The organism is uncultured Campylobacter sp., assembly GCF_938017615.1.
In the GTDB taxonomy this organism is placed as follows: Bacteria; Campylobacterota; Campylobacteria; order Campylobacterales; family Campylobacteraceae; genus Campylobacter_B.
The window spans coordinates 1-24355 of the sequence record NZ_CALIJA010000135.1 but is presented as its reverse complement, the minus strand read 5'-3'; the positions used below and the strand labels follow the sequence as shown (position 1 = coordinate 24355).

At 46.8% G+C, this 24355-nt stretch carries 23 protein-coding genes; 2 read left to right on the top strand and 21 right to left on the bottom strand.

Features of this window, described 5'->3' with window-relative positions; all coding sequences use genetic code 11:
* From metG to mqnE, 6 genes are all read right to left on the bottom strand, one after another.
* Positions 1-1721 (bottom strand): methionine--tRNA ligase (metG, locus tag Q0620_RS06970; protein WP_298784034.1); only part of this gene is annotated, 1721 nt, incomplete at its 3' end.
* Positions 1722-1766: 45 nt separating this feature from the next.
* A complete protein-coding gene (locus Q0620_RS06965; protein WP_298784031.1) occupies positions 1767-2450 on the bottom strand; it encodes a type II secretion system protein in 684 nt (227 codons plus the stop codon).
* A gap of 27 nt (positions 2451-2477) precedes the next feature.
* Entirely contained in the window at positions 2478-3704 is a 1227-nt protein-coding gene (locus tag Q0620_RS06960; protein ID WP_298784029.1) for a hypothetical protein, read from the bottom strand.
* Positions 3705-3815: 111 nt separating this feature from the next.
* The gene (locus tag Q0620_RS06955) at positions 3816-4265 is read right to left on the bottom strand and encodes a phosphoribosyltransferase family protein (RefSeq protein ID WP_298784027.1); all 450 of its coding nucleotides are present in this window, start codon (positions 4263-4265) and stop codon (positions 3816-3818) included.
* 15 nt (positions 4266-4280) lie between these two features.
* On the bottom strand, positions 4281-5576 hold the full coding sequence (locus Q0620_RS06950) for an NCS2 family permease (RefSeq protein ID WP_298784025.1): 1296 nt from the start codon (positions 5574-5576) through the stop codon (positions 4281-4283).
* A gap of 18 nt (positions 5577-5594) precedes the next feature.
* Complete coding sequence (gene mqnE / locus Q0620_RS06945; RefSeq protein WP_298784023.1) at positions 5595-6677, bottom strand: aminofutalosine synthase MqnE; 1083 nt, start codon at positions 6675-6677, stop codon at positions 5595-5597.
* A 142-nt stretch (positions 6678-6819) separates the two neighbouring features.
* Between mqnE and glmS the strand changes: the two genes are divergently transcribed.
* Together glmS and Q0620_RS06935 are read left to right on the top strand one after the other, a co-directional pair.
* Positions 6820-8637: a glutamine--fructose-6-phosphate transaminase (isomerizing) gene (gene glmS, locus Q0620_RS06940; protein WP_298784020.1), complete on the top strand. Its 1818-nt coding sequence runs from the start codon at positions 6820-6822 to the stop codon at positions 8635-8637.
* A 60-nt stretch (positions 8638-8697) separates the two neighbouring features.
* Positions 8698-9843 carry a hypothetical protein gene (locus tag Q0620_RS06935; RefSeq protein WP_298784018.1) on the top strand — a complete coding sequence of 382 codons (1146 nt, stop codon included), beginning with the start codon at positions 8698-8700 and terminating at the stop codon, positions 9841-9843.
* 18 nt (positions 9844-9861) lie between these two features.
* Here Q0620_RS06935 and Q0620_RS06930 read toward each other — a convergent pair whose 3' ends face one another.
* The 15 genes from Q0620_RS06930 to Q0620_RS06860 all read right to left on the bottom strand — a co-directional run bounded on the left by Q0620_RS06930 (position 9862) and on the right by Q0620_RS06860 (position 24261).
* Positions 9862-10008, bottom strand: coding sequence for a hypothetical protein (locus Q0620_RS06930; RefSeq protein WP_298784016.1), 147 nt, complete (start codon positions 10006-10008; stop codon positions 9862-9864).
* A 169-nt stretch (positions 10009-10177) separates the two neighbouring features.
* On the bottom strand, positions 10178-11344 hold the full coding sequence (tgt, locus tag Q0620_RS06925; protein WP_298784014.1) for a tRNA guanosine(34) transglycosylase Tgt: 1167 nt from the start codon (positions 11342-11344) through the stop codon (positions 10178-10180).
* A 388-nt stretch (positions 11345-11732) separates the two neighbouring features.
* Entirely contained in the window at positions 11733-12077 is a 345-nt protein-coding gene (locus tag Q0620_RS06920) for a hypothetical protein (RefSeq protein ID WP_298784012.1), read from the bottom strand.
* Positions 12067-14148: a heavy metal translocating P-type ATPase gene (locus tag Q0620_RS06915; protein ID WP_298784010.1), complete on the bottom strand. Its 2082-nt coding sequence runs from the start codon at positions 14146-14148 to the stop codon at positions 12067-12069. Before Q0620_RS06915 ends, Q0620_RS06920 begins: the two co-directional genes overlap by 11 nt.
* 3 nt (positions 14149-14151) lie before the next feature.
* Positions 14152-14637, bottom strand: coding sequence for a hypothetical protein (locus Q0620_RS06910; protein WP_298784008.1), 486 nt, complete (start codon positions 14635-14637; stop codon positions 14152-14154).
* A complete protein-coding gene (locus Q0620_RS06905) occupies positions 14630-14932 on the bottom strand; it encodes a Cys/Met metabolism pyridoxal-phosphate-dependent enzyme (RefSeq protein WP_298784006.1) in 303 nt (100 codons plus the stop codon). Before Q0620_RS06905 ends, Q0620_RS06910 begins: the two co-directional genes overlap by 8 nt.
* Positions 14933-14940: 8 nt before the next feature.
* Positions 14941-15432 (bottom strand): hypothetical protein, encoded by a 492-nt coding sequence (locus Q0620_RS06900; RefSeq protein ID WP_298784004.1) that lies wholly within the window; start codon positions 15430-15432, stop codon positions 14941-14943.
* Positions 15433-15527: 95 nt separating this feature from the next.
* A complete protein-coding gene (locus Q0620_RS06895) occupies positions 15528-16139 on the bottom strand; it encodes a hypothetical protein (RefSeq protein ID WP_298784002.1) in 612 nt (203 codons plus the stop codon).
* Entirely contained in the window at positions 16136-16453 is a 318-nt protein-coding gene (locus tag Q0620_RS06890) for an HMA2 domain-containing protein (RefSeq protein WP_040304047.1), read from the bottom strand. The genes Q0620_RS06895 and Q0620_RS06890 overlap by 4 nt, the downstream gene beginning before the upstream one ends.
* A 65-nt stretch (positions 16454-16518) precedes the next feature.
* On the bottom strand, positions 16519-17046 hold the full coding sequence (mog, locus tag Q0620_RS06885; protein ID WP_297894536.1) for a molybdopterin adenylyltransferase: 528 nt from the start codon (positions 17044-17046) through the stop codon (positions 16519-16521).
* 36 nt (positions 17047-17082) lie between these two features.
* Entirely contained in the window at positions 17083-18867 is a 1785-nt protein-coding gene (locus Q0620_RS06880) for an AAA family ATPase (protein WP_298783999.1), read from the bottom strand.
* Positions 18836-20068: a tRNA (N(6)-L-threonylcarbamoyladenosine(37)-C(2))-methylthiotransferase MtaB gene (gene mtaB, locus Q0620_RS06875; protein ID WP_298783997.1), complete on the bottom strand. Its 1233-nt coding sequence runs from the start codon at positions 20066-20068 to the stop codon at positions 18836-18838. Before mtaB ends, Q0620_RS06880 begins: the two co-directional genes overlap by 32 nt.
* Positions 20065-21771 carry a mechanosensitive ion channel family protein gene (locus Q0620_RS06870; protein ID WP_298783996.1) on the bottom strand — a complete coding sequence of 569 codons (1707 nt, stop codon included), beginning with the start codon at positions 21769-21771 and terminating at the stop codon, positions 20065-20067. Before Q0620_RS06870 ends, mtaB begins: the two co-directional genes overlap by 4 nt.
* A complete protein-coding gene (gene aroB, locus Q0620_RS06865; RefSeq protein ID WP_298783995.1) occupies positions 21768-22799 on the bottom strand; it encodes a 3-dehydroquinate synthase in 1032 nt (343 codons plus the stop codon). Before aroB ends, Q0620_RS06870 begins: the two co-directional genes overlap by 4 nt.
* Before the next feature lie 43 nt (positions 22800-22842).
* Positions 22843-24261, bottom strand: a complete 1419-nt coding sequence (locus Q0620_RS06860; protein WP_298783993.1) for a TrkA C-terminal domain-containing protein — start codon at positions 24259-24261, stop codon at positions 22843-22845.
* Positions 24262-24355 lie beyond the last annotated feature (94 nt).

Genomic DNA, 24355 nt, shown 5'->3' with positions numbered 1-24355 from the left:
CCGACTTTGATAACACACTTTTTAAAATCATCGATTTTAATCTGCACTTCAGATGCTGCGCCTTGGGCTTCTTGCACCGTAGCGCCCGAGCCGGAAGCGTTTGCGTTTAAGCTTGGCGCGCCTTTTGCCGTGGCGTCTGCGCCCGAACAGCTTGTGGAATTTGCAGCGCCATCCAGCCTATCGTAGTCCGCCTTCGGCATTAGCTCGTGATCGATCTTGGTAAAAAGCGGCTCGCACGGCTTGGCCTTAAAATCTAAAATTTCGCCGCGAATCACTAACTTCTCATAAAGCGGCGTGGATATTTCAAAACCTAGCGTGTCTGCGATACGAGCCGCCGTCTTCGGCATCGCAGGACTTAGCAGTACGGCGACTTTAGCCAAAATGTTTGCGACCAATGCGACGAGGGCCAGCGCCCTATCTTGCTCGCCGTTTTTCATCAAATTCCACGGCTCGTATTTCGCGATCGAAGCGTTCGCAAGAGCAAGTGCCCTCCAAAGTTCCTCTAAGTATCTGTTGGTAGCGACCTCCTCAAGTGCGCTTAACGCGGCGCTCAGATAGGAGTTTGCTTCCTCGATCTCGGCGGTGAAAAATTTCATCACGTCTTTAGAATTTATGACGTAATCCGAGTATTTTGCGCTCATGCCGACGATGCGGCTGAGTAGATTTCCAAGCTCGTTGGCAAGCTCGGAATTTACGCGGTTTATAATCGCTTTTTGCGAAAAATCGCCGTCTTGACCGAACGGTACCTCGCGCAGCAAGAAATACCTAAACTGCTCTAGCCCGTAGGCGTTTACGACCTCGCGCGGATCCACGACGTTGCCCAGGCTCTTGCTCATCTTTTTGCCGTCGCGCGTCCACCAGCCGTGAGCTGCGATGCTGCGTGGCATATTTAGCCCAAGGCTCATCAAAAACGCAGGCCAATAAACGGCGTGAAAGCGCAAAATGTCCTTACCTACGATGTGTAGAGCGTCGCTCCAATACTCCATTCGTTCGCCGCCCGCGCAAAATCCGAGCGAACTAAGATAATCCATCAGAGCGTCCAGCCAGACGTAAATCACGTGCTTCGGATCGTTTAGCTCGGGTGGAATTTTAACGCCCCAATCAAAACCCGTTCGCGTGATCGAAAGATCCTTTAGCCCGCTTTTTACGAAGCTTATCACCTCATTTTTTTTGCCTAGTGGAAGGATGCACTTTTCATCCTCGTACCATTTTAAAAGCCGCTCTGCGTAGGCGCTAAGCCTGAAAAAATAGCTCTCCTCTTTTAAAATTTTAGTCTTTTTGCCGCAGTCGGGGCAATACTCGCCGTCGATGAGCTGAGCGAAAGGGAAAAAACTCTCGCAGCTTACACAGTAGTTGCCCTCATATTCGCCCTTATAAATGTCGCCCTTTTCATACATCTTGCGAAATACGTTTTGCACCGCCGCCTCGTGCGCGGCATCGGTAGTGCGCGAAAACATATCATAGCTGATGTCAAACTCGTCCCACAGGTCTTTAAATTTAGCGCTTACGCCGTCTGCGTACTGCTTTGGGCTCTGGCCGTGCTTAGCTGCGGCCTCCTCGATCTTTTGGCCGTGCTCGTCGGTGCCCGTTTTAAAAAACACCTCGTGTCCTTGCAGGCGGTAAAATCTAGCCATCGTATCGGCGATGATCGTCGTGTATGCGTGACCGATGTGCGGGATGTCGTTTACGTAATAAATCGGCGTCATTATGTATTTTTTCATTATTCTCCTTGCGCTTACTTAAATTTGACTAAAATTCCACTAGTTCTATTGCGCGGCTGTACCGGTATTAGAATTTAACGTGTATCTTACATATCCGGTTTCAGGCTCGATAGTAATACTAGCGGTCTCTCTTGCATCATTAGTAAGTGTAATAACGCACTGGCCCACAAAAAGCCTATCATATGGCACATTAGAGTTCGCTAACTGCCCCATTGGGCGACCATAAGAATCAAAGGAGATGGTGTGATTGTTTCCATTACCGCAATTAGTAAATTCTATATTTCTTATATTATATGTTGCTCCTAAATTTAGCTTTTGATTCATTTTTGCACCATTAGTATTGGCAGGTTGCCTAGCAAAGCCCGAAGTAAGCAGCTTGTTAGGATTTTGCGGATCAGCTGCCATAGAATTTAGGCTATTTGGTTGTCCGTTTGAACCAGGGAAGTCTCCGTTATCCCAATATATATTATATCGCCATCCTGCTGCAGAGCCCGGTGCTCCTTGATCAGTAAATTGAATCCTCCAAAATCTCTTAAACCAATTAGGATCGTCGGGATCGAATTTATTATCATTCATAGCCAGCTGCTGAGTATAGCGAATATGAGCAGCTACTTGATCTGCCGCCTCCACAAGGCTATTTCGATTGATTTGAGGCACTGCCACCGCCGCTAAAATTCCAACCACCACGATGATGAAAATCAGCTCTATCATAGTAAATGCTTTTTTCATAATTTTTACCTTTCATAAAAATTTTGTTTATATTTTAACATAAAATTTCGCAATTCGCACGCCTCGCTTGTAAATATCTATATTTTGTATCGAATTTTTATGATCTGAGACACATTCCGGCTCATCCGCATAGATAAAAGCGCTATCCCCGCTAGGCAGTCCGTAAAATTTTAGGCGCAGGCAGAGCCTCTCGTCCTCGCAGCTTACGCTTTTTACTCCGCGATTTTTTAGCTCACTTGCCAGCTGCCTAGCTACGTCAAATTTATAGATAAAATGCCGCTGCGGTTTGTTTGCGAACATCGCCTCATACATCACGTCGCTAAAAATCACTGCAAAGTAGCTCACCGCTAAGCTTACCAGCGTCACACCCACGGCGATCTTATGAAAGGTGCGAAATTTAGGTAACCTGACGCGATATGAGTTAAAAAGCACGCGGATAATCAAAGGCGTAGCGATGACGCAATACGGCAGCATCATCTCAAGCGGCACGCGCTGTCTTAGCGAAAAAAGCATCGTCAGACAAAGCGCACTTGTAGCGATGAACCACAGCAGGCTCTTTTCCTCTTTGATCCAAATTCTATAGATCGTGTAGATGAAAAATAAAAACACTAAAGGCGAAAACGCGCCCGCAAAAACGCCCACGGTGTCTAAAAAATACCCCTTCGGCTTGCCCTCCGAGCTTACGTCGTAAAAGATCACGCTGAAGCTAAATAGCGCTATGCAAAGTAGCAAAAGCTCCTTTTTGCGCGTATAAAGCGCCCAAATTCCAAAGCCGACGTATAGCATAAAAAACGCGCGATCGATCAGGGCGCAAACGGATAGAAGCACGAAAAGCGTAATATTGTATTCGCTCTTTGCAAAATAGATCGCCAGCAGCGTGAAAAAAACGATGATGCCCGCGGGATTTAGCAAGATCGCGCTACTCATCGATGCAGGAAGCGCCATAAATAGCGCCGTAGCGACCACTCTATCGAAGCGGCGCTTTAGAATAAATTTTGAAATTTTATAGATCATCGCGGCGTTTGCGAAGTGGATCAAAATAAACGGCACGCGCAAGGCGTAGTCGTTGCGCCCGAAAATTTCGCAGCTTAAATTTGCGATTAGCGAAACGAGGGATTTTTTATCGTAAAAAATTTCAGCCTCGTAGTAGCTGATGCTTAAATTTGAGATTGCATAAAGCAGAAATATGCCCTGAAACAGGCACATTATGGAGATCACGAAAATTTCGTTTTGATAAAGCTTCTTCACTCTCATCCTTGCTGCGGGCGCTTTAAATTTATGGCTAAATTCTACGACCGAAATTTCATAAAATTTAATCCGCCGAATCCTTTAAAATTTAGCCGCTAAATTTAACCGCGCGCCGCTTCATTCCTCTATCGTATAATTTTCCCAAAAGAAATTTATCCACTCATCCGTCTTTGAAATTTTAAAATCGGGTTGGATGAGCGCCTTGGGTTTGTAAAAAATCACTGCCGTTTTAAGCTCTATTTGCGGGAATTTATCCAGCAGCACGCGCTTGATCTCGACCATGCTGTCGCCGCTGTCGATGATATCGTCCACCAGCAGCACGCGTTTGTAAAGCTCTAGATCGGGCACGTTGAAAACGTCGATGGTGTCGAGCTTTTTGGTGTCCGCGTAGTGGATGGAATTTATCGAAAATATCGTCCGCATATCAAGCGCATTAGCTAGCGCGTGACCGAATGTGAGCCCGCCTCTAGCGATCGCCACGATTGCATCGGGCATAAATTCGTCCCTAACCTGCTTTGCTATAACTCTTGCGTCGCGATCCATCTCGTCAAAACTATAAAATCTCATATCTTTCCTTAAAATTTAATGCATTAAAAATACTAAAACGCTAATCGCGCCGAGCGTCAAAACGCCGAAATTTAAATCTTTTATCCTGCGCTGAGCGAGTCTAACTACGATATAAGCGATAAAGCCGAAGCTTAAGCCGTTGGTGATCGAATAGGTAAAAGGCATCAAAAACACTATAAAAAAGGCAGGGATTAAAATTCCAGCGTCGCTATAATCGATCTTGCCAAGCTCGCTAAACATCAAAACCCCGACCATTACGAGGATCGGATAGATCGCATTTGCGGGGATCGCCTTAAATAGCGGTAGCATAAACAGCGTCAGCACGAAAAATATAGCGCAAAATACCGCGGTAAGCCCCGTGCGGCCGCCCGCTTCCACGCCGCTGGCGCTTTCGGCAAATGCGGTGACCGTGCTCGTTCCTATAACGGCGCCCGCAACGCTACCTATCGCATCGGAGGTTAAATTTCTAGATAGTTTTTTCATGCCGTCTTTGCTATTCTCTCCAAAAAGCCCCGCGCGGTTTCCTACGCCGGTGAGAGTGCCGATACTATCGAATAGATGCGTGACGAAAAATGTGATTATAAAAGGTACGAACGCGAGCTTTAGCGCTCCTGGGATATCTAGCTTAGCAAATATCGGCGTTATGCCGCTTGGCGCGCTTACTATGCCATGCGGTGCGGGCGAAATTCCAGTCACCCACGCAACGCACGAAGTAATCAAAATGCTTAAGATAAACGCCGCCTTGATTCTAAGCACAAAAAGCACCAGCACGACCGCTAAGCCTAAAATCCCAAGCAAAACGTTTAGATCTTTTAAATTTCCTAAAGTTACTAGCGTCGCCTGACTAGGCGCGATGACGCCCATCTGCTTAAGTCCGATGAAGCAGATAAAAGCGCCGATACCCGCACTTATGGCGCGGCGCAGATCAAGTGGGATAGATTTGATAACCCAAACGCGAAAGTTCGTAAACGAAAGCACGGTAAAAAGCGCCCCGCTTATCGCTACGATGCCAAGCGCGCTCTGCCACGGCAGCTTTGCATCCACGCACAACGCAAAGGTAAAATACGCATTCAGCCCCATGCCGACGCTAAGCGCTACGGGGGTATTTGCAAAAAGCCCGTTAAATAGCGTCGCGATTATCGTAATAAGCGCGGTTGCCGTAACCAGCGCATCAAACGGCATACCTGCGATGCTCATAATGTTAGCGTTTACCGGCACGATGTAAATCATCGCCAAAAACGTAGTAAGCCCTGCGATAAGCTCCTGCCTTACCGACGTTTTCGCGGCGGCGAGATGAAAGAATTTCTCCACTTGCTCCTCCTTTAGAATTTATTCGTAAATTTCGATCTGATTATACAAGCTGTCGCGCTCTACGGGCACAAAGCCCGCAGTGCCGATCATATCGATAAAATCGCGCTTGCTCTGCCCTTTTTTGCTGCCGGCGCCGGCGCTACTTTGAATGCTTTCGTTCTCGATCGTTCCGTCAAGATCATCCGCGCCGAAATCCTGCGCTACGAGGGCTAAGCTTAAGGTCGAAGTCGCCCAATACGCCTTGATATGCGCGACGTTATCGAGCAAAATTCTACTAATCGCGATCGTTTTTAAAATTTCGACCGAGCCCAAAAAGCCCTTCACGTCCAGGTAGTTGTTCTCGCGCTGATACACGAGCGGGATGAAGGCGTTGAAACCGCCGCCGTTAGCGCGAGCTAGGCTCTCATCTTGCAGCGCGCGGATGCGCAAGATGTGATCTATGCGGTGTGCGCGGCTTTCGATATGGCCAAAGAGCATCGTGGCGTTGCTCTGACGCCCGCGAGCATGCCACAGCGAGTGGATACGCAGCCACTGCTCGCTTGAGACCTTGCCTTTGCAAATTTTATCGCGCACGTCCTCGTCAAAAATTTCAGCGCCGCCGCCGGGCATCGAATCCACACCGCTTTGCATCATCAGCTCTATCGTCTCCTCGTAGCTCATCTTCCACTTTCGCCGCCAGTAATCGATCTCCGCCGCGGTCATCGCCTTGATATGCACAAGCGGATATTTTTGCTTTATCGCTTTGAAAATTCCCAAATATTGCTGCGGCGTAACGAATGGATTGTGCGAGCTTACGATATGAATCTCCTTCGTGCCGCGCGCTACGGTCTCATCCACGATACGCATGATCTCATCATCGCTCATCGTATAGGCGTTTTCGTTCTTGCGGTGCGCCGAAAATGCGCAAAATTTACAGGTATCTGCGCATAAATTTGAAGGATTGATATGACGATTTGCGTTGAAATAGACGTTTTTGCCGTTTTTTTCTTTGCGAATAGCAAAGGCGAATTTGCCCAGATCGAAAAGATCCAAATCCCATAACTTCACGCCGTCTTCGTAATTTAACCTCTCGCCGCTTTGTAGTTTTTCTAAAATTTCCATCGATTTCCCAAGCCAAATTTTAAAGCTAATTATATAATTTTTTGCTTACAAAACGGATAAGCGGACTAAATTTAGAGCCGAATTTCGTTAATTTAAAATAGCGTAGTAAAATGGGCGCTAAATTTTAAATAAGGAAAACAAGATGTGTGGAATCGTAGGCTACATCGGAAATGAAGAGAAGAAAAAGATCATAATAAACGGACTGAAGGAACTCGAGTATCGCGGATACGATAGCGCTGGGCTTGCCGTGATGGACGAAAGTGCGAATATAAAGTATTTCAAAGCGGTCGGCAAGTTAAATAATCTCGAAGAAAAGATGAAAGATTTCACTTCGCAAGGCTTTGGCGTTGCGATCGGACATACTCGCTGGGCGACGCACGGAAAGCCTACTGAGCTTAACGCGCATCCGCATTTTGGGGATTTTAGCTTCGTCGTGCATAACGGTATCATCGAAAACTACATCGAGCTAAAAGATGAGCTCGAAGCGGACGGCGTGAAATTTTTAAGCCAGACCGATACCGAAGTGATCGTGCATCTTTTCGAGAAAAATTTCAAGGCTAGCAACGACGCATTTAAGGCATATGAAGCTACAATTAAACGGCTAAAAGGCGCATACGCTACGCTTTTAATCACGAAAGCAGCACCCGGAGAAATTTTCTTTGCTAAAAACGCAGCTCCGCTCATCGTCGCAAAAAACGATAAAAACGAAATTTTCTTTAGCTCCTCGGACGCTCCGCTCATCGGGCTTGCGAATACGGCTGCGTATCTGGACGATCAAATTTACGGCGTTGCCAAGCTTGGACAAATCGACGTTTTTAAAAACTCTAAACCGCATAATTGCGCCTTTAGTGAGCTTCCGAAGGATAAAGGCTATGCGCAAAAAGAGGGCTTTAGATTTTTTATGGAAAAAGAAATTTACGAGCAAGCGCAAGTCGTAACCGAAACGATGATGGGGCGCGTGATCAAGGGCGGCAAGATAAAATTTGACGAACTTGATGCGGCGATGTTTGAGGGTATCGACGAGGTCGTGCTATGCGCCTGCGGCACGAGCTATCACGCCGCGCTCGTAAGTTCGTATCTTTTCGAGCGCATCGCTAAAATCCGCACGAAAGTGGAAGTTGCTAGCGAATTCCGCTATAAAGAACCATTTTTAAACAAGAATTCCTTATTTATCGTGATCTCGCAAAGCGGCGAGACCGCCGATACATTAGAGGCGCTGCATATCGCTAAAAAAGCCGGTCTTAGGACGCTTGCGATCTGCAATGTCGATAACAGCTCAATCGTGCGCATGGCAGGCAGCGTGATCCTCACCCGCGCGGGCATCGAAAAGGGTGTGGCATCTACGAAGGCTTTTGCGACGCAGGTAATGGTGCTATGGATGTTCGTCGTGTATCTTGCTAATCTGCGCGGCACCGTCTCCAGCAAAAGCAACGCGAGCGAAATTTCGGCGATGCTTCATATCCCGCAAATTTTAAAGATCAAAGACGGCTTGCAGGATAAAATTTACCGCATGAGTAAGCACTATCTGCACGGACACGGCTTTTTCTTTATCGGTCGCGATATTTTCTATCCACTCGCTCTTGAGGGCGCACTCAAGCTCAAAGAGATTTCCTATCTGCACGCCGAGGGCTATCCAAGCGGCGAGATGAAGCACGGACCGATCGCTCTTGCCGATTCTAATCTCTTTACGGTTGCGCTGATGCCAAAGCATTTGCTCTACGAAAAAACCAAAAGCAATGTCGAAGAGCTTGCTGCGCGCGATGCGTATATTTTAGCTATCAGCCCGGAAGAGCCCGAGATCGCGGATGATTTTATCAAAACGAGCGAGCAAAGCCACGCGATGAGCGAATTTTTTGAGATGATGCTGATTTTGCAAATTTTAGCTCTTGAAATTTCCGTGCGGCTCGGCAACGACGTGGATATGCCGCGAAATTTAGCCAAAAGCGTAACCGTAGAATAATCGTTTTTTAAGTTCATTTTGACTAATATTTCTCATTAAAAAATCGGAGAATGTTAGTATATGAGACTTATCGGATTTATCAGAGGTGAAAATGTCATAGTCGCCACAGGTGGGGTCGAGTATAGCTACGAAATGCTTGGCGAACGCGATCCTAGCCTAACCGACGGCGATGAGGTAAGCTTCGACACGCTAGCATCCAGCGCGATAAATATTGAGCGCGTGGACACGTCCAAATCCAAGGATCGTGCGGCGCAAAAAGCGGCTTCGCAGGCAAAAGAAGCCGCGAAGCAAAATAACGACTGGATTTCCGATCCTAAAAATTTCATAGAAATAGACGCGACAGAGGAATCGTCTCCTCAAAATTCCGCCGAAAATATCGCAGAGGATAGATCCGCCGCAAAAGTAACAAAAATCGCGAAAAAATTTAAAAATTTCAAACTTCCTCGCAAAGCCAAACCCGCTGATGCAAAAAAACCTAAATTTTTGGGATTTGAGTTCGTGCAGATGGACGATCCGCGCGAGGGCGAGAGCCTCGAGAGTAAAATTTACACCAACCCTATCCGAATGAGCGGTATCAAGACCTACATTATGCCGCTTATTTTAATCGGCATCGCTCTGATCTTTAGGGCTCAGATCACCGAGTCGTTGCTGTCATTTAAGCAGATCCAAGAATATGTCAATCAAAACACCGTTTCGCTTACCTTCGATCTGTTCATCTATCTGATCTTTGCGCTGAGCTACATTTTGCCGCTAAATCAAGTATTTATCTTCCTGTCGGCCGCCAGACACGATCAATACGCCGTGCGGCAGATCACGAGCTACAATATCTTTTTGATAATCTGCGTCGTCGCCACGGTTTTGCAGAACGAAACCATAGGGCTTGACGCCTACGTGGCGATCTTTAGCATCGCAGTAGCGCTGTTTGGGCTGCTGTCGTATTGCTACAAGCTCAAGGCGTTTTTATATCTCATCTTCACGACCAAGGGCTCCTTGCCGTTTCTCATCGCGATTGCCGTGGAACTTTGCGCTATTACCGCAATCGGCGTTATGGACGCGTTTGCTGGGCTTCCGGCGAAGATTACGCAGATCACAGGTATAGATTTTAACACCATGGCGTGGAAACACATCGTTATTTTCGCAATCTCCGCGCCGTTTTATATATTTTCGTTCATCTGTTTGCGCCGCATAAAAAAGGCTAAAATTTAAGCTAGCACGTAACGAAATTTAGTCCTTTAAATTTAGCGGCGCGAGAGTTTCTGCTGCCGACAGATCCATAAAATTTAAATTTAGCCCGCTAAATTTTAACTGGGAGCTAAATTTTGCCTTGACGCGATTTACTTCAAAAAACCCTACCGGCGCGCCCCGCTCCATTAAAATTTTAAATTTCGCGCTATAAATTCCACGCTCCGAAGCTAATTAAATTTCATAGCCTAAATTTTGTCGCGTTTAAATTTAACCGCGCACGCCCTATTAAAATCCGTCCGTCGCCGCGGCTAAATTTAACTATCGCGTTAAATTCCGCGTCCTCGCCCGCCGAAATTTAATCTCGCGCTCCGCTTCGTGCGGCGTAGAATTCCCGCCTAAACTCAGCAAATCGCCCGTGCACGATCGCCTCTCTCATATCCGCGGCAAGGCGCAGGTAGAAGTGCAGATTGTGAATGCTTGCGAGGCGGTAAAAACTAAGCTCTCGCGCGCGAAATAGATGATTTAGGTAGCCGCGGCTGAAGCGCTTGCACGTGTAGCAGTCGCAGTGCGGATCGATCGGATCGTGATCGCTGATAAAGCCCGCATTTTTGATGCTGATCTTGCCGAAGCTCGTAAATAGCGTGCCGTTGCGGGCGTTGCGCGTAGGCATCACGCAGTCGAACATATCCACGCCGCGAGCGACGTTTTCGACGAGATCCTCGGGCGTGCCGACCCCCATCAAATATCGCGGTCGCGCCGCATCGACGTATGGCATCATGGCCTCTACCGTGTCGTACATCAGCTCGTTTTTCTCGCCCACGCTAAGCCCCCCGATCGCAAGCCCGTCGAAGCTCATCTCGCACAGCGCTTCGGCGCAAAATTTGCGAGCCTGCGGGTCGGTGCCGCCTTGGATGATACCGAAGATGTTTTGATGTGCGTGCAGGCCGCGAGATTTCACGGCCTCGTGATAATCTATCGCCTCGCGAGCCCATTTTATCGTGCGCGCGACGCTTAGATCGATCCGCTTTTTAAGCCGCAATCTATCATCGTAGCTCAATGCGGTAGGCTCGCGCGGCAGCTCCACCAAATCATCCAAAATCATCATAATATCGGAGTTTAGCTCATACTGCGTATCTAGCACCGAGCGCGGCGTGAAATAATGAATGCTGCCGTCGATGTGGCTTTTAAATTTTATACCACCCTCGTCGTTTTTGGTGTTTGCGCGCAGGCTGAAGGCCTGAAAGCCGCCGCTGTCGGTCAGAAAGCTGCGGGGAAATTTCGTAAATCCGTGCAACCCGCCGAAGCCCGCCACTAACCGCGAGCCCGGGCGCAGATACATATGATAGGTGTTAGCAAGGATGATCTGCGCGTCTAAAATTTCGGCTACGTCCGTAGCATCGAGCGCCTTGACCGCGCCCACGGTGCCGACCGGCATAAAAACGGGGGTGCGAATCGTGCTGTGCGCAGTGCGGATCGTGCAGGCGCGCGCCGCGCCGTCTGCGGCGTCTATTTGAAAATCCATCTTGATCCTTTAAATTTAGCTTTTTTGGCTTTTTAGCCTCTTTACGCACATTCGGCGCAAAATTTTAAAAAGCGATTGTAGCGAAATTTAAATTTGCGGCAGGTAAAGGCTGGTAAATTTGAGGATATTATGAAGCGTTTGCGGATTAAAATTTAAGTAGCGGAGCCGCCGCAACTGCGAAACGTAGAATTTACAAGCGGAGCTATGACTGCAAAATTTAAAAATACAAATTCGATTAAATTTACGAGTGAGATTTATTGATAGTAAATTTAGCCGCAAACGGTGCAAATTTGACCGCTTACGGAATCTTATTAGGCGGCTGCGTCTAAAGAAATTTAGCGGCTTTAGAGTTTATCTTTGCGCCTAAAAGCCGCGACGCACTATGCCGCTAGGCGCTTTTGCGTGCGCGAGGCTTTCTTTTTAGGGGCGCATTTTTTGTAGGAGCGCTTTTACCGTCCGGCAGATTTTCCAAGGCTAAATTTGCTACGGATCTCTTTCTGCCCTTGCTCTTTGCTTTTCTATTTTGCAAAAACTCGCTGTACGGCGAGCCGTAAAGGCTAGCGTGCCAAATCGCGCTTGCCAGCATCACTGCACCCGAACCTTTATGTAGCTGCGACATGCGCGAGTTCATATTCAGCGCGGTTAGAGCCGTGATAGCCATACTTACTCCGAGCGTCACTTTAGCCGCTTTGCGCTGAAAATTTAGATCCAAAATTTTATCTTCAATGCTCAAATTTTACCCCTTTGATAGAATTCAGTAGTAGTCCTATCGTCGTGCCGTTATGCAGCAGCGCCGTAGCTACGGGACTTAGCGCGCCGAAAGTCGCCAAAAATAAAATGATCGAATTTATCCCCACGGTGGCGTTGAAATTTCGATTTACGAGCCGCAGCGTGTCGTTGGCCAGTGCCTTTACCTGCGCTACGCCCTCGATATCGTTTTTCAAAAGCCCGACCTGCGCGGAAGCCTTGGCGATCTCGGCGCCGTTTAGCATGCTGATGCCGATGTCCGCCTTCATCAGGCTCGGCGCGTCGTTTATGCCGTCGCCCACGAAGACCACCTTTCGCCCCTCGGCTTTTAACTGTTCTAATATTTCGGTCTTTTGCGTCGGCAGCAGCTCGCCGTAATAGCGATCTACGCCGAGTTTTTTGGCTACGGCGCAGGCTTTTGAGCTCACGTCGCCGCTTAGCATGACGATCTGCTCTGCACCCAGCTCGCGGAGCCTAGCGATGACGGTGCGGGCGTTTGCGCGCACCTCGTCTCTAAGTCCAATGACTCCTAAAAGTCTGCCGTCAAATGCGATGTAAAGCAGCGCGAGCCCCTTTTGCATCGCAAGATCGATGGTCTGCTCATGCGCCGCAAACGAGATCATCTCATCGTCCTCTAGGAAGTGGCGCGAGCCGATGATGAGCTTTTTACCCTCGATGCTGGTCTTTACGCCGTGAGCGACGACGAATTCCACCTCGTCGTGGTGTTTGTGTATAAAACCGTGCTTTTTAGCCGCATCCACGATCGCCTCGGCTACGGGATGAAAGTAATGCTCCTCGGCGCTTGCGGTTAAATTTAAAATATCGTTTTTGCTAAAGCGCTCGTCAAACGATATGATCTCTGCTACCTCTAGGTTGCCGTACGTAAGCGTGCCCGTCTTATCGAATACGAAGGTATCGGCGGTCGCAAGCGACTCAAGAGCCTTGGCGCCTTTGATCAAAATCCCGTTCTTTCCCGCCTTTGAAATGCTCGACTTAAAAGCAACCGGCGTAGGCAGCTTAAGCGCGCACGAGTAATCCGCCTGCAGCACCGAAGCCACGCTCATAAAATTTCGATTTATCAGATAGGACACGCCCGCGAGCCCGAAGGTTACCGGCACGAGCTTGTCGGCTAAGTGAGTCGTATGCATGCCGATGCTGGAGCGCTCGTTAAGAGATGCCGTGATGTAGTGCTTGATGCGCTGCGTGGAGGTGTTTTCTCCGACATTTTCCGCCCAGATACGGATCCTGCCCTCCTCCACGATCGTGCCGCTCAGCACGCTATCGCCGCGAGATTTTTTCACCGCGACCGACTCGCCCGTCATATTGGCTTGATTTATCATCGCTTCGCCGCTTACGACGTGCCCGTCCACGGCTATGACGTCGCCTGCGCCCACGACCACGATGTCGCCTACCTTTAGCTTAGAAGTTGCGATTTTGACTTCAGTCTTTTTGCCGTTTTGATCTATCTCGACCCACGCCTCGGCGATGTCCGGGCGGGCGAGCTCGCGGATCAGATCGTCGCTTTTATAAACGGTGCTCTCCTCCATGTATTCGCCAAGAGCGAGCATCGTATTGGTGCTGTTTGCGGCAAAGATATCTCCGCGCGCGAGAGAAATTCCGACAGCAGCAGCCTCCAAACCCTTTGAAGTAAGCCCGTGACGAAAGCTTTCTTTAATGCCCTCTTTTAAGATAGGCACGCACGCTACGATGCTAAATGCGCGCGCTAAAGGCGAAGTGCGAAAGATTAAATTCCCTCCCAATGCGAGAAGCGCTAAAATAAATTCGTTTTTGCTCGGTAAATTTTTATGGCTAGTGGGGATAATTGATTTTAGCTCGCTTAAATTTAAAACTTCAAGTTGCTTTAGAATTCCTGCCTTATCTACACCTGCGTCAAGCTTAAGGATCAAAGAGCCGATTTTAGCGTTAAATCTAGCTTCCGTTACGCCCTCAAGCCTCGCAGCGACTCTTTGCAGCGCGCTCGTATCGAGCCCTTTAAAGCCCGCGACCTTTATGCGCAGCCTAGATTTAGTCTCATGTAAAATTTTAAAATTTTGCATCGACTACTCTTGCATCTCTGCCTTGGCGTCTTCGAATCGCTCCTTCATCTCTTCAACGCCCATCTGAAACATCTCGGTACCCTTTGCGATGAGCTTAAAAAGCTTTTTTTGCGCGTTTTCGTCAGTTAGAAAATAGGTCGCCGCGGCCCCCAGAACGATGCCTGTGATAAATGAGTTGCTACCGAATAAGCCGTTCGCGTTTTGTCTGCTACCCATGGAATTAAAAATTCCACCGAAAGCGGAGCCCTGAGTAGAATTTACATCGCTTGAGCTTTGAGCGGCGGAATCTTTATTATCCGAGCCATTGTCAGAAACTGAGCCGTTAAAAGGTGCGGAATTTACCCGCTCATTTATCCATTTTGCCCAGCCACCAAGCTTATCATCGCCGTCAAAGCCACCCGCAGAGCCACTAGAATATTTATTGCCACCAAAATCGTAATCGTCTAGAATTTCTTCCAAATCTTTTTTTGTGATATAGGGATTACTCATTGCCTACCTTAAGAATAAAATTTCTACCCGCGACAAGCGCGCCTACGCATACTGCGACGCCTGCCGCTGCGCACAGATACTCGCCTTGCACGAGTTTATTTGCGCTGTAAATCGCGCCGCCGCCGATGATACCGCCGCTAAGCGCGATATCCAGCGCGTCGCGAATCGCCTTTGATCTATCCTTGCCCTCTTTGATTTTGACGAGCTCTACGGCGCAACCGCCGATCGCCCCCGCTATGGCGCCGCTTAAAACGTGATCCAGCGGCGAACGCTGTGTCGTAAGTGATCTATTCATCTAGGCCTCTATTTTTCTGATTTATCGTCTGCGGACGTAAATTTAGCCGAAGAATTATCGTCCATTTTTACGATCTGCGGGATATTAAGCGGAGTAGTAGATGCTGCGGATATCTCACCTACCGGTGTTGCGCCAGTCTTAGCGCTCGCGGTGGATTTTTTAGTTCTTTTAAATCCAGGTTTTGGTCCCGGTTTTTTTCTGGTTTTTTTTGCAGTGCTAGTCTCAGTGCTGGCGCTACTTGTCGCAGCTTTTTTACCGCCAGACTTTCTTTTACCTTTTACCGCCTCAGCGACATCGCCTAGGCCTTCTTTGGCCTCTGCAAAAATTTCTTTTGATTTTTTGCTTAATTTTTCCGCTCCGCCTTTGACGCTATTTTTTAGCTCCTCGACGCTTTTGCTACTTACGATTTTATTCGCACCTTCTTTGATTTTATCTCGATTGTTATAAGCGTAAACCGCCGCGCAACCAAGCGCAAAACCTGCTAGAAATGGGATCGGCATTTCATTCTCCTTGTGTTAAGATTATAAAGTCATTTTATCAACTTTACATAGATTTTGATATTATAGCGACTTTTTTAGATTTTTGCAATCCTAATTTAATTTTTATGCAAAATTCCTTTAATTAAATTAGAAAATGCGCTATTTAAAATATTTTGCAAATCGTATTTTTGAAATATCCGCTCTAATTCCTGCGGATTTTTTAAAATCTCATTTAATAAATCAGTTAAATTCAAAGAATTTGAATCAACCTCGCATTTAGAATTTAGTTCCTTTAAAATCGGCAAAATTTCATTATACGAAACCGCCTGCGCCTTATACAGCAGCTCTTTAAATTCCGCGTTCTTACACGAATTAATTAAATCGTCATAAAACATCATAGAGCTTTTTTCTATCAAGAGCGCCGAAGCCAAAAACTCATTCATACCTTTTGCAACCAGTACCTCACTGCTATTTTCAGGAGGCATAGCGCCAAGCTCGCAAGAATTAGCAAAGTCTAGCATCCGCTCAAGTAATTCGGCTCGTAAAGATAGAATTTCTCCTAACTTTTTATCTTGAAATTTAACTGCGCCCAGCGAATAAAACTGTAAAATTTGCGCCTCTTTTTCAAGCAAAAGAGCGATATCTGCAATTTGTGCCTCATTTAAATTCCGAGATTTATTAAAAATTTTGCGCGATTTTTTAGTACTACGTAATGCTTCTTCGCTCAAGAAATCGCCTCTATATTGGAATTTACAAGCGCTACTAGCTCAGGCGAACTGATGCCGCTTAAAAACTGCTCCCAAAGGTGCATCGGAAAAATATTTTCGTCGTAATGAATCGTCAGCGAGCCGATTAGAGAGTTAAATTTATACTCTTTTATCCCGCGAATTGCAGCTATTTTAGCTTTCAGACTCTCCTCGCTTACGCTATCTCGCAACTCCCTAATTTTAGGACTTACGCGGATACGAATACGACCTTTGCTGTGGCTAATTTTGCTAAAATATTTATGAAATTCCAAAATATCGTTGTGATTTATTTTCATATTTTTCCTTAAATTTGCACCTAAATAATATCATAAATCATTTAATTCCTGCTAAATTTTGCGAATTATTTGCGTTTAGGGCGAAATATTTTTATCTTATTTTCATCCGCTGTTATGTAATTTCCTCCCATTAGATCAATACAATACGGCACAGCAGGAAATACCGGCAGAAGGCACTCTTTAATCGCTTTTGGATTGCCTGGTAAGTTTATAATCAGAGATTTTTTGCGGATCGCTGCTATCTGGCGAGATAAAATTGCCGTAGGCACGATCTTTTGGCTTTCTGCACGCATCAGCTCACCAAAGCCCGGCATTAATTTTTCACTTACTGCTTCGGTCGCTTCAGGCGTTACATCGCGTGGAGCAGGACCCGTACCGCCCGTAGTTAGTACCAAATCACAACCCGCTTCATCGCAAAGATAAATCAGCTTATCTTTGATCAGCTCTAGCTCATCTGGAACTATTTCATAAAAATACTCTTTCTCGCAAGTTAGCCAATCATCCATCACGGCAATTATCTCTTTGCCTCCTAAATCCTCGTAAACGCCACCGCTGGCGCGATCACTTATCGTTAAAACACCTATTTTTACCATTTTCCTCTCCTTTATTAGAATTTTAAATTTTAAAATTTAATCGAAATTTAGCGTGCCGTTTTGCGGCTTTTCTTCAGAGCTTTCGCTATCTTCTTTGGGCGTTTGCAAATCTTGCTCTTGCGCGGAGACTCCTTCTTGCTCCACACCATCGGATTCGCAAATCTTTTGAACATCCTCGAAAGTTATGAACTCATAGACGAAAATTTGCTTTGAAATTTGATTTAGCTTATCCTGCATCGTGCGGATTATCTCGCTTACCTCGTCGTAGCAATCTTGCAAAATTTTATTCACGCTCTGCGCGCTAGGGGTGAAGCTATCGCCCATCGCGAGCTCGAAAACCATCTTTTGCGCCAGCGCGATAGCCTGCTTTACGTCGCTAGCGGAATTTGAAAAGGCGTCGTTTTTATGGATCTGTAGCGCTGCCATACCGCTTAAAAGCACTTTGATTTGATTTAAAATTTGCGTTTTGGATTCGATCTCGAAATCCTCGTTTAAAAATTTATCGTTTAAAAGCTCGATCTTTTCGAAATCAAACGAATACCAATACGCGCTAAGCGCCTTTGCGCCCTGATAGAACGCCTGGATCTCCTTTTCGTATTCGGTTAGAATTCTACTTTTTTGCACGCCGTAAAAGACCCTCATCCGCACGTTTTCAAAATCGCTAAGCTCGATCGTATCGCTGCCGCGCTTAAGAGCGTTGATCGCAGCTTCATTTACCAGCGTCGCTACTCCCGCGCCGCTAAAGCCCACACAGAGGCGACTTACTTTGTTGATATTCGCGCTGCATCTTTTACCCTCGAGATAAATTTTTAAAATTTCGATGCGGTCTTTGTAGTTCGGAAGCCCGATGAAAACGCGCCTATCAAAGCGCCCCGAGCGCAGCAGCGCATCGTCGATCAAATTTATTTTATTGGTCGCGCCGATTACCATCACGCCGCTGTTTTCCTCAAATCCGTCCATCTCGGTCAGCAGCTGATTTAGCGTCGCTTCCCGCTCGTCGTTGCGCCCGATACCGCGCTTGCCGCCGACCGCGTCAATCTCGTCGATAAAAATAATCGCAGGCGCGCAGGATTTGGCCTTCGCAAACAGCTCGCGAACCCGCCTAGCGCCGACGCCCACAAAGACCTCGGCGAAGCTTGCGCCGCTTTGGTAAAAAAACGGCACGTCCGCCTCGCCGGCTACGGCTTTTGCGATAAGCGTTTTACCGACGCCCGGCTCGCCGATCATTAAAATTCCTTTCGGCAGCTTGATGCCGAAATTTCGGTATTTTGCGGGATTTTTTAAAAAATCCACGATCTCTATGAGTTCGTCCTTGACCTCGCTGATGCCCGCGACGTCGCTAAATCTCACGTCGCTAACGCTCGGCGAAAGATCGCCGAGCTCTGCATTTGCGCCGCCTTGACGCACAGCGCCTACGCCGTCCATCCTGCGGCGCCTAGCCAAAACGGTTTCAAAATAATATACGAAGAGAAAAAATGCGAATGTAAAAATTACCAAAATCGCACTGATACCGCTCGTGCCATCATCCTTTTCTTTGCTGATTAGAGCGTGATTTGATAGCTCCTTAAGATCTACGAGATCGGTTAAAATTTTATAGCGTTTGCCATCGTAAACAAAGCTTAGCGTGCCGTCCTCGATATGCGCGCGCTTGATCTGATCTTTTCGCACCAGCTCGCTAAATTCGCGCTCGGTGATGTATCGCGAATCGTCTTTAAAATAAACGATCGAGAGCAAAACGATAAGCAGCACTAAAAAAATCAGAATTATATTTAGCTTGCTTTTTTTGATTTTATGCAAAATTTCCATCAAATTTAACCTCATAATCTCTTATCTCCATCCATTTTTTCGACAAATCCTCATCGCTTTTAATCCAAATTTTATCATAAAATTGATCATATCCTTCATAAAACTCTCCGTTTTTCCGCTCGATCAGCACATTTAGCGGCACCTTGTGCGAAAGACGAAATTTATAATTATTCAGCGCCGTTATGTTTTGTAGCATCTTTAGCCGCGCCTTCGCCGTTTTGCCGTCTATGCGACCTTTTAGCAATGCCGAAGCGGTCCCTTGCCTCGGCGAAAAGATAAAGGCGTGCAGATGCGTGAGCGGAAATTTTTTGAAATTTTCCAACGCTTCGAGCCAAATCTCTTCGCTCTCGCCCGGATGCGCGACGATAAAGTCCGTCCCCAGCGCAAATCCGCGCTCGGCAAGCTCGCAAAAAAGCTCCAAATCCCTTAGCGCAGAATTTCGGCGACGCATTATGCTAAGCATCTTTTGCGAAGTGTGCTGAAGCGCGATATGCAGATGCCGCTCCAGCCAGGGCTCGGATAAAATTTCGCGAAAGCTCGCATCGATCTGCGAGGGCTCGATGCTGCCTAGGCGAATGCGTCGAATTCCGCGTATCGCGCCCAGTTTTTGAAGCAGCGCGCCCAGGCTCGTGCCCACGGCTTTGCCGTAGCTTCCGATATTGGTGCCGGTTAACACGATCTCGCCAAAACCGTTTGCGGCAAGGCTTTCCGCCTCTTTTAAGATCGCGTCTTCGGAGCTGCTGCGCGAGCGGCCGCGCACGGATGGAATTATGCAGTAGCTGCAGTTAAAATCGCACCCCTCTTGAATTTTAATAAAGGCTTTGGTGTGATCCTCGTAGTCGCTTACCAGATTTTTTTCGATGCCGTCAAGACCTCCGATATCGTAAAATTTCGACTCTGAGCCTAAAAACTCGTCGATCTTTTCCTTTTGCGACATCCCGAATACACCGAAGACCGCGCCGTTTTTATACAGCTCCTCGCCGCGCGATACCGCGCCGCAGCCGGTTAGCAATATCTTTTTGCCGAGGCGGTTCATCTTATTTACGTAGTTTCGCACATCTGCGTCGGCGCCGTTCGTAACGGTGCAGGAGTTTATCACGACGATGTCCGCGCCCTGCTCGTCATGCGTGATCTCTCCCGATTTTAGATTGCTTTTGATAAGCTGCGTATCGTAGATATTTGTGCGGCAGCCAAACGTTTTAAAATAAATTTTCAAATTTCGCTCCCGGATCCGCTTCCTGTGGCAAAGCTTGCGCCCTGCGCCGCTGCGTTTAAATTTTGCGAACCTTGCTGCTCGGAGCCGAGATCTTGCGCCATAAAATTTCCGCCTGCCGCCATGTAATTTTTGCCGTTAAAAAGCGTGTATGCAGGATAAGCGATCTTGATGTCGGGCTCGCTTCTTAGCGCATCTAAAATTTCAGCCGAGATGTTGCTGCGAAGCCCGAGCGTCGCATAAGAGTTCGTCATATACCAAACCGAAATTTCAATGCCGTATGGCTCAAAAAAGCTGAAAATTCTAGGCTCGACATTTGGATTTTTGATACTGTATTGCGAGCGCAGCTTGCCCATCTGCTTTTTGGCGATATCGGTGTAGCCTTTGGAATACTTCCGCACGATGTTTTTTATGAGATACATCGCCTTTTTATGGTTGCTATCAAATGTTAAAAGTATGCTAATGCCGTCCCAGACGGTCTTAAGCCCGCTATGGGTGTAGTTTGAGATAAGATCGGTAAAAATATAATTATTCGGTATAAAAATTACCCTGCCCGCGCGTTTATTTTCTCTCCACGTAGTAAGTGTTACGTCCTCAAAAATCGTCATCCTAAGCACCGAAATATCGATGATATCGCCTACGTAGGTCTCGCCGTTTTTATGCACCCTGATACGATCGCCCACGCGAAAGCTGCCGCCAAGTACGATCGTAAGCCAGCCTAAGGAGCTCATAAACATATCTTTCATCGCAATCGCAAGACCTGCCGAGGCAAAGCCAAGAACCGTCACGAAGTGCGTCATATTCTCGATGTAAGAAAAGAGCAGTATTAGCGCAATCAGCGTGAAATTTAAAACGTTGATAGCTTTATTTACGATATAAAAATTCTCGTCGTTTTTGATATATTTTTTCGCCACTACCTTGCAGAAAAACGACAGCGCGATGACTATGAGTATCCATACGGCGATGTTTCCCGCGCGCTTGATTTGAGCTTTTATATCGGCGGTCTGCACGGCGATTTGGGAGTTGATCTTTTTTTCGTAAACGTCGTACGTAGTCTGCGCGATCTCATATGCGGAGCCAAACTCGCTAAGCTCGTAATCTAAGCTTTTAAGCTCCGCCGCAGCGCTTGCGTCCGTATCAATCTGCATCAAGCGCTCATATAGTGCCCTTTTTGCTTCAAGTTTATCGATTAAAGCTTTAATATTTTCGATGGCGTTTTTCTGCTCCATCTTTTGAGCTTGCAAATTTCTAATCGTAGAAAAACCTGAAATTATCGAAAAAGGATTTGTAATGCGCGCAGGCTCTGGAGTTTCGGGCATCGCGATGATATCTAAAAACGGAGATTTTTCATACTCTTTTAGCAGTATGAGCTGCTCTTTTGCGGCGCGAAGTCTTTTTTGAATCTCTGCGATCTTATCGGTGCCGGCGCTCTTTTTTAGCTCCGTTTCGAGCTGGCTGGATTGCTTTTGTAAATTTTGATAGCCGATGAAATTTGAAAAGCGCGAAATCCAGATATTATTTTTGATCTCATCGTCTATCGCTTTTATTTGAGCTTTTAGCGATGAAGCGAGCTCCGCGCTTTGCGTCTGATTTTTATCGTTTTGAAGCGCGCCGGAGCCGATCTGCGCGCTCGGATTTGCAGCCGTAAAATTTCCCTCGCAAAAACCAAGGCTAAAAATCAAAAAAACGGCTAGGATTATTTTCATGCAAACTCTCTTAACGTGGCTATTACCGAGGCTTTGTCTATATCATCGGCAATACTAAATTTACCGATGCCATCTGGCAGGATAAATTTTATCTTGCCGTTTTCGCTTTTTTTATCGAGAAAAAATAGCTCGTAAAATTCCGCCGCATCCTCTACGTGAAATTTTATCGGAAGCGCGAATTTTTGAAGCACTTTACGGATCTGCTCCTCCTGTTCGCCGCTTAGTTTACCGAGACGCCGCGCCAAAGCATTTGCCATCACCATGCCGATCGCTACAGCCTCACCGTGCAAAAATTTTTTATAATTAGTAATTTTTTCGATAGCGTGAGCAAAGGTGTGTCCGTAGTTTAACACCGCTCGCACGCCGCTTTCACGCTCGTCGCGAGCTACGACGTCTGCTTTGATAGCCACGCAGCGCGCGATTATATGCGAAATTTCATCTGCGCTTTTTAGATCGCGCGTCTCGAAAAATTTAAACAGCTCGCCATCAAAGCATACCGCCATTTTTATGGCCTCCGCAACGCCCGCAGCAAACTCCCGCGCAGGAAGAGTAGATAAAAATTTGCTCTCGCAATAAACCGCGCGCGGCTGGTAAAATGAGCCGATTAAATTTTTGCCGAAGCGATTATTCACGCCCGTCTTGCCGCCGACGCTTGCGTCCACTTGCGCTAGCAAGGTCGTAGGTATATTGATAAAATCGATACCGCGCTCATAAATGCTCGCGCAAAAGCCCGTTATATCGCTGATGACGCCGCCGCCAAGAGCAATGAGCGTGCTTTTGCGATCAAGCTTGGAGCCAAAAAGCTGCTCTAAGATTTGCTCCACGCTCGCGGTATTTTTATACTCCTCGCCGTCTGGGATCGTGATGATAAATTTTTGCTCGCATTTTAACCGCTGCAATAAAAAATCAAGCCACAGCCCGCCTACTTTGGGATTTGTGATGATCGCTACCTTGCCTTTGAGCTTGATCTCTTGCAATTCGTCGATAAAAACGCTGTATTTTTTACCTAAATTAAGATCGATTTTCATACGCTAACCTTTGATTTTTGGGTAATTGTAACATAAATTTCGATTATTTTTCATACCCGTAATCGCTCGGAACGAAAATTTGATGATTTTTGCCGAGTTTAAAATACATCTGATCCAAATCCTGATTGAAAATAGATGTGAGCTTGCGCGCCAAAATTCTATCATTAAATGGCACAAATTGTAGCAGATCTCGCTCGCTGCCTAGCGCTAAAATCGGATTTTGCCGCTCGCAAGGAATCACGAATAAACTCTGCTTAAAAAGCTTCGATAAGCTCACGTAGCTTTGCGCAAATTCGCCCTTTTCGCTCTCGCCGAAAAGATACAAATACACGTCTAGCCCTATCTGTGAGCTAATGTCAAAGACGATGCTTGATTCCTCGCGAAGCCGCTCGCCGGCACTTAGCACGACGCTTTTACGCACATCTTTTAGCTCGCCCTCTCCAAGGCTTAGCACGGGGATTTCAAGCGCTTTAAGTGCTGCTTTTTTCGCCTCAAAAACTCCGCTTGAGCAAACTACCAAGCCTGCTTTATTTTCGCTCACGTCGCGCTTTAAATTTAGCTCGCTCGAGTAATCGATGAGAATTTCAAATTTATCTCGCTCAAACAGCGCTTTAAGCTCGCTAAAAGTGTCGTTTAGCAGAGGATTTAAAATTCGCAGATAAATTTTATGATTTCTAATATGTAAATCCAAAAACTCAAGCGCCCTAACCGCCCTAGCTATCTCGTCACCGCTCATTTTTTTCATATCGATTAGCGCGAAAATATTTAGCCCAAACGGCGATGGAAATTGCCCGCTTTGCTTTTTTACTTCAGCAAACACCGCTCGCAGCGCGCTAGGCTCACCAACGACTAAGATCGTATCATTCGGATATATCCGCGAGCTGGGCGTCGTTACGATGTAATTATTGTGACGGTAGATCATCGGAATTTGATATTTGGCATTAGAAAGCGTGCTGATTTTTTTATACGCGAACGAGCTTCCTACGGGCACTTTTACCTCCATTATCTCTCCGCGTCCAAGCCCGATATTATCAGCAAAAACGGGGCTATCGGGTAAAAAACCGATGAAGCGCGAGGAATTTAACGCGAGGGTATTTACGATTTTTACGTGAGCTTCGTTTTTATTATCGCGCAAAAGCCCCCAAAAATCGGCTGCGTACAGCTCTAAATCGGGAGCGAGCGTCTTTAAATTTTCTAGCGTCACCTTAGCGTCAAACTCATCATCCATTATCATTATGCAGCGATCAAATTCCGCTAGGCTTAGCACCACGCGCAGCCGCTCAATGCTCGTGGGATCAAAAATTTCGATGCTGAAATTTTGCTCTTTTTGCAGCGCCTCCGGGACGCTGAGCGCGTTTTTTGCGACGACGCGGTAATTGTGCACGACGTCTTTAATCTTATAAACCTGGGATAAAAAATGGCGCGCAAACTTTCCGCTTGCGATGATTAAAACTTGTTTCATTGCTCTCCGTTTCGTGGTTTTGCAAAGATTATAACCAAAAACGGCTAAATTTTAAACCGCGTGCGGATAAATTTTGCGGGCAAGCCGAGGCGCG

What these genes read in the sequence shown, in the direction of transcription:
- Q0620_RS06930 (WP_298784016.1), bottom strand. Translation starts at nt 10,008, where the DNA reads ATGGAGCGGGGCGCGCCGGTAGGGTTTTTTGAAGTAAATCGCGTCAAG.
- Q0620_RS06880 (WP_298783999.1), bottom strand. Translation starts at nt 18,867, where the DNA reads ATGAGGTTAAATTTGATGGAAATTTTGCATAAAATCAAAAAAAGCAAG.
- Q0620_RS06955 (WP_298784027.1), bottom strand. Translation starts at nt 4,265, where the DNA reads ATGAGATTTTATAGTTTTGACGAGATGGATCGCGACGCAAGAGTTATA.
- Q0620_RS06900 (WP_298784004.1), bottom strand. Translation starts at nt 15,432, where the DNA reads ATGCCGATCCCATTTCTAGCAGGTTTTGCGCTTGGTTGCGCGGCGGTT.
- mqnE (WP_298784023.1), bottom strand. Translation starts at nt 6,677, where the DNA reads ATGGAAATTTTAGAAAAACTACAAAGCGGCGAGAGGTTAAATTACGAA.
- aroB (WP_298783995.1), bottom strand. Translation starts at nt 22,799, where the DNA reads ATGAAAATCGATCTTAATTTAGGTAAAAAATACAGCGTTTTTATCGAC.
- Q0620_RS06935 (WP_298784018.1), top strand. Translation starts at nt 8,698, where the DNA reads ATGAGACTTATCGGATTTATCAGAGGTGAAAATGTCATAGTCGCCACA.
- Q0620_RS06870 (WP_298783996.1), bottom strand. Translation starts at nt 21,771, where the DNA reads ATGAAAATAATCCTAGCCGTTTTTTTGATTTTTAGCCTTGGTTTTTGC.
- Q0620_RS06965 (WP_298784031.1), bottom strand. Translation starts at nt 2,450, where the DNA reads ATGAAAAAAGCATTTACTATGATAGAGCTGATTTTCATCATCGTGGTG.
- Q0620_RS06860 (WP_298783993.1), bottom strand. Translation starts at nt 24,261, where the DNA reads ATGAAACAAGTTTTAATCATCGCAAGCGGAAAGTTTGCGCGCCATTTT.
- glmS (WP_298784020.1), top strand. Translation starts at nt 6,820, where the DNA reads ATGTGTGGAATCGTAGGCTACATCGGAAATGAAGAGAAGAAAAAGATC.
- Q0620_RS06890 (WP_040304047.1), bottom strand. Translation starts at nt 16,453, where the DNA reads ATGAAAATAAATCACAACGATATTTTGGAATTTCATAAATATTTTAGC.
- Q0620_RS06905 (WP_298784006.1), bottom strand. Translation starts at nt 14,932, where the DNA reads ATGAATAGATCACTTACGACACAGCGTTCGCCGCTGGATCACGTTTTA.
- Q0620_RS06960 (WP_298784029.1), bottom strand. Translation starts at nt 3,704, where the DNA reads ATGAGAGTGAAGAAGCTTTATCAAAACGAAATTTTCGTGATCTCCATA.
- mog (WP_297894536.1), bottom strand. Translation starts at nt 17,046, where the DNA reads ATGGTAAAAATAGGTGTTTTAACGATAAGTGATCGCGCCAGCGGTGGC.
- Q0620_RS06910 (WP_298784008.1), bottom strand. Translation starts at nt 14,637, where the DNA reads ATGAGTAATCCCTATATCACAAAAAAAGATTTGGAAGAAATTCTAGAC.
- tgt (WP_298784014.1), bottom strand. Translation starts at nt 11,344, where the DNA reads ATGGATTTTCAAATAGACGCCGCAGACGGCGCGGCGCGCGCCTGCACG.
- Q0620_RS06915 (WP_298784010.1), bottom strand. Translation starts at nt 14,148, where the DNA reads ATGCAAAATTTTAAAATTTTACATGAGACTAAATCTAGGCTGCGCATA.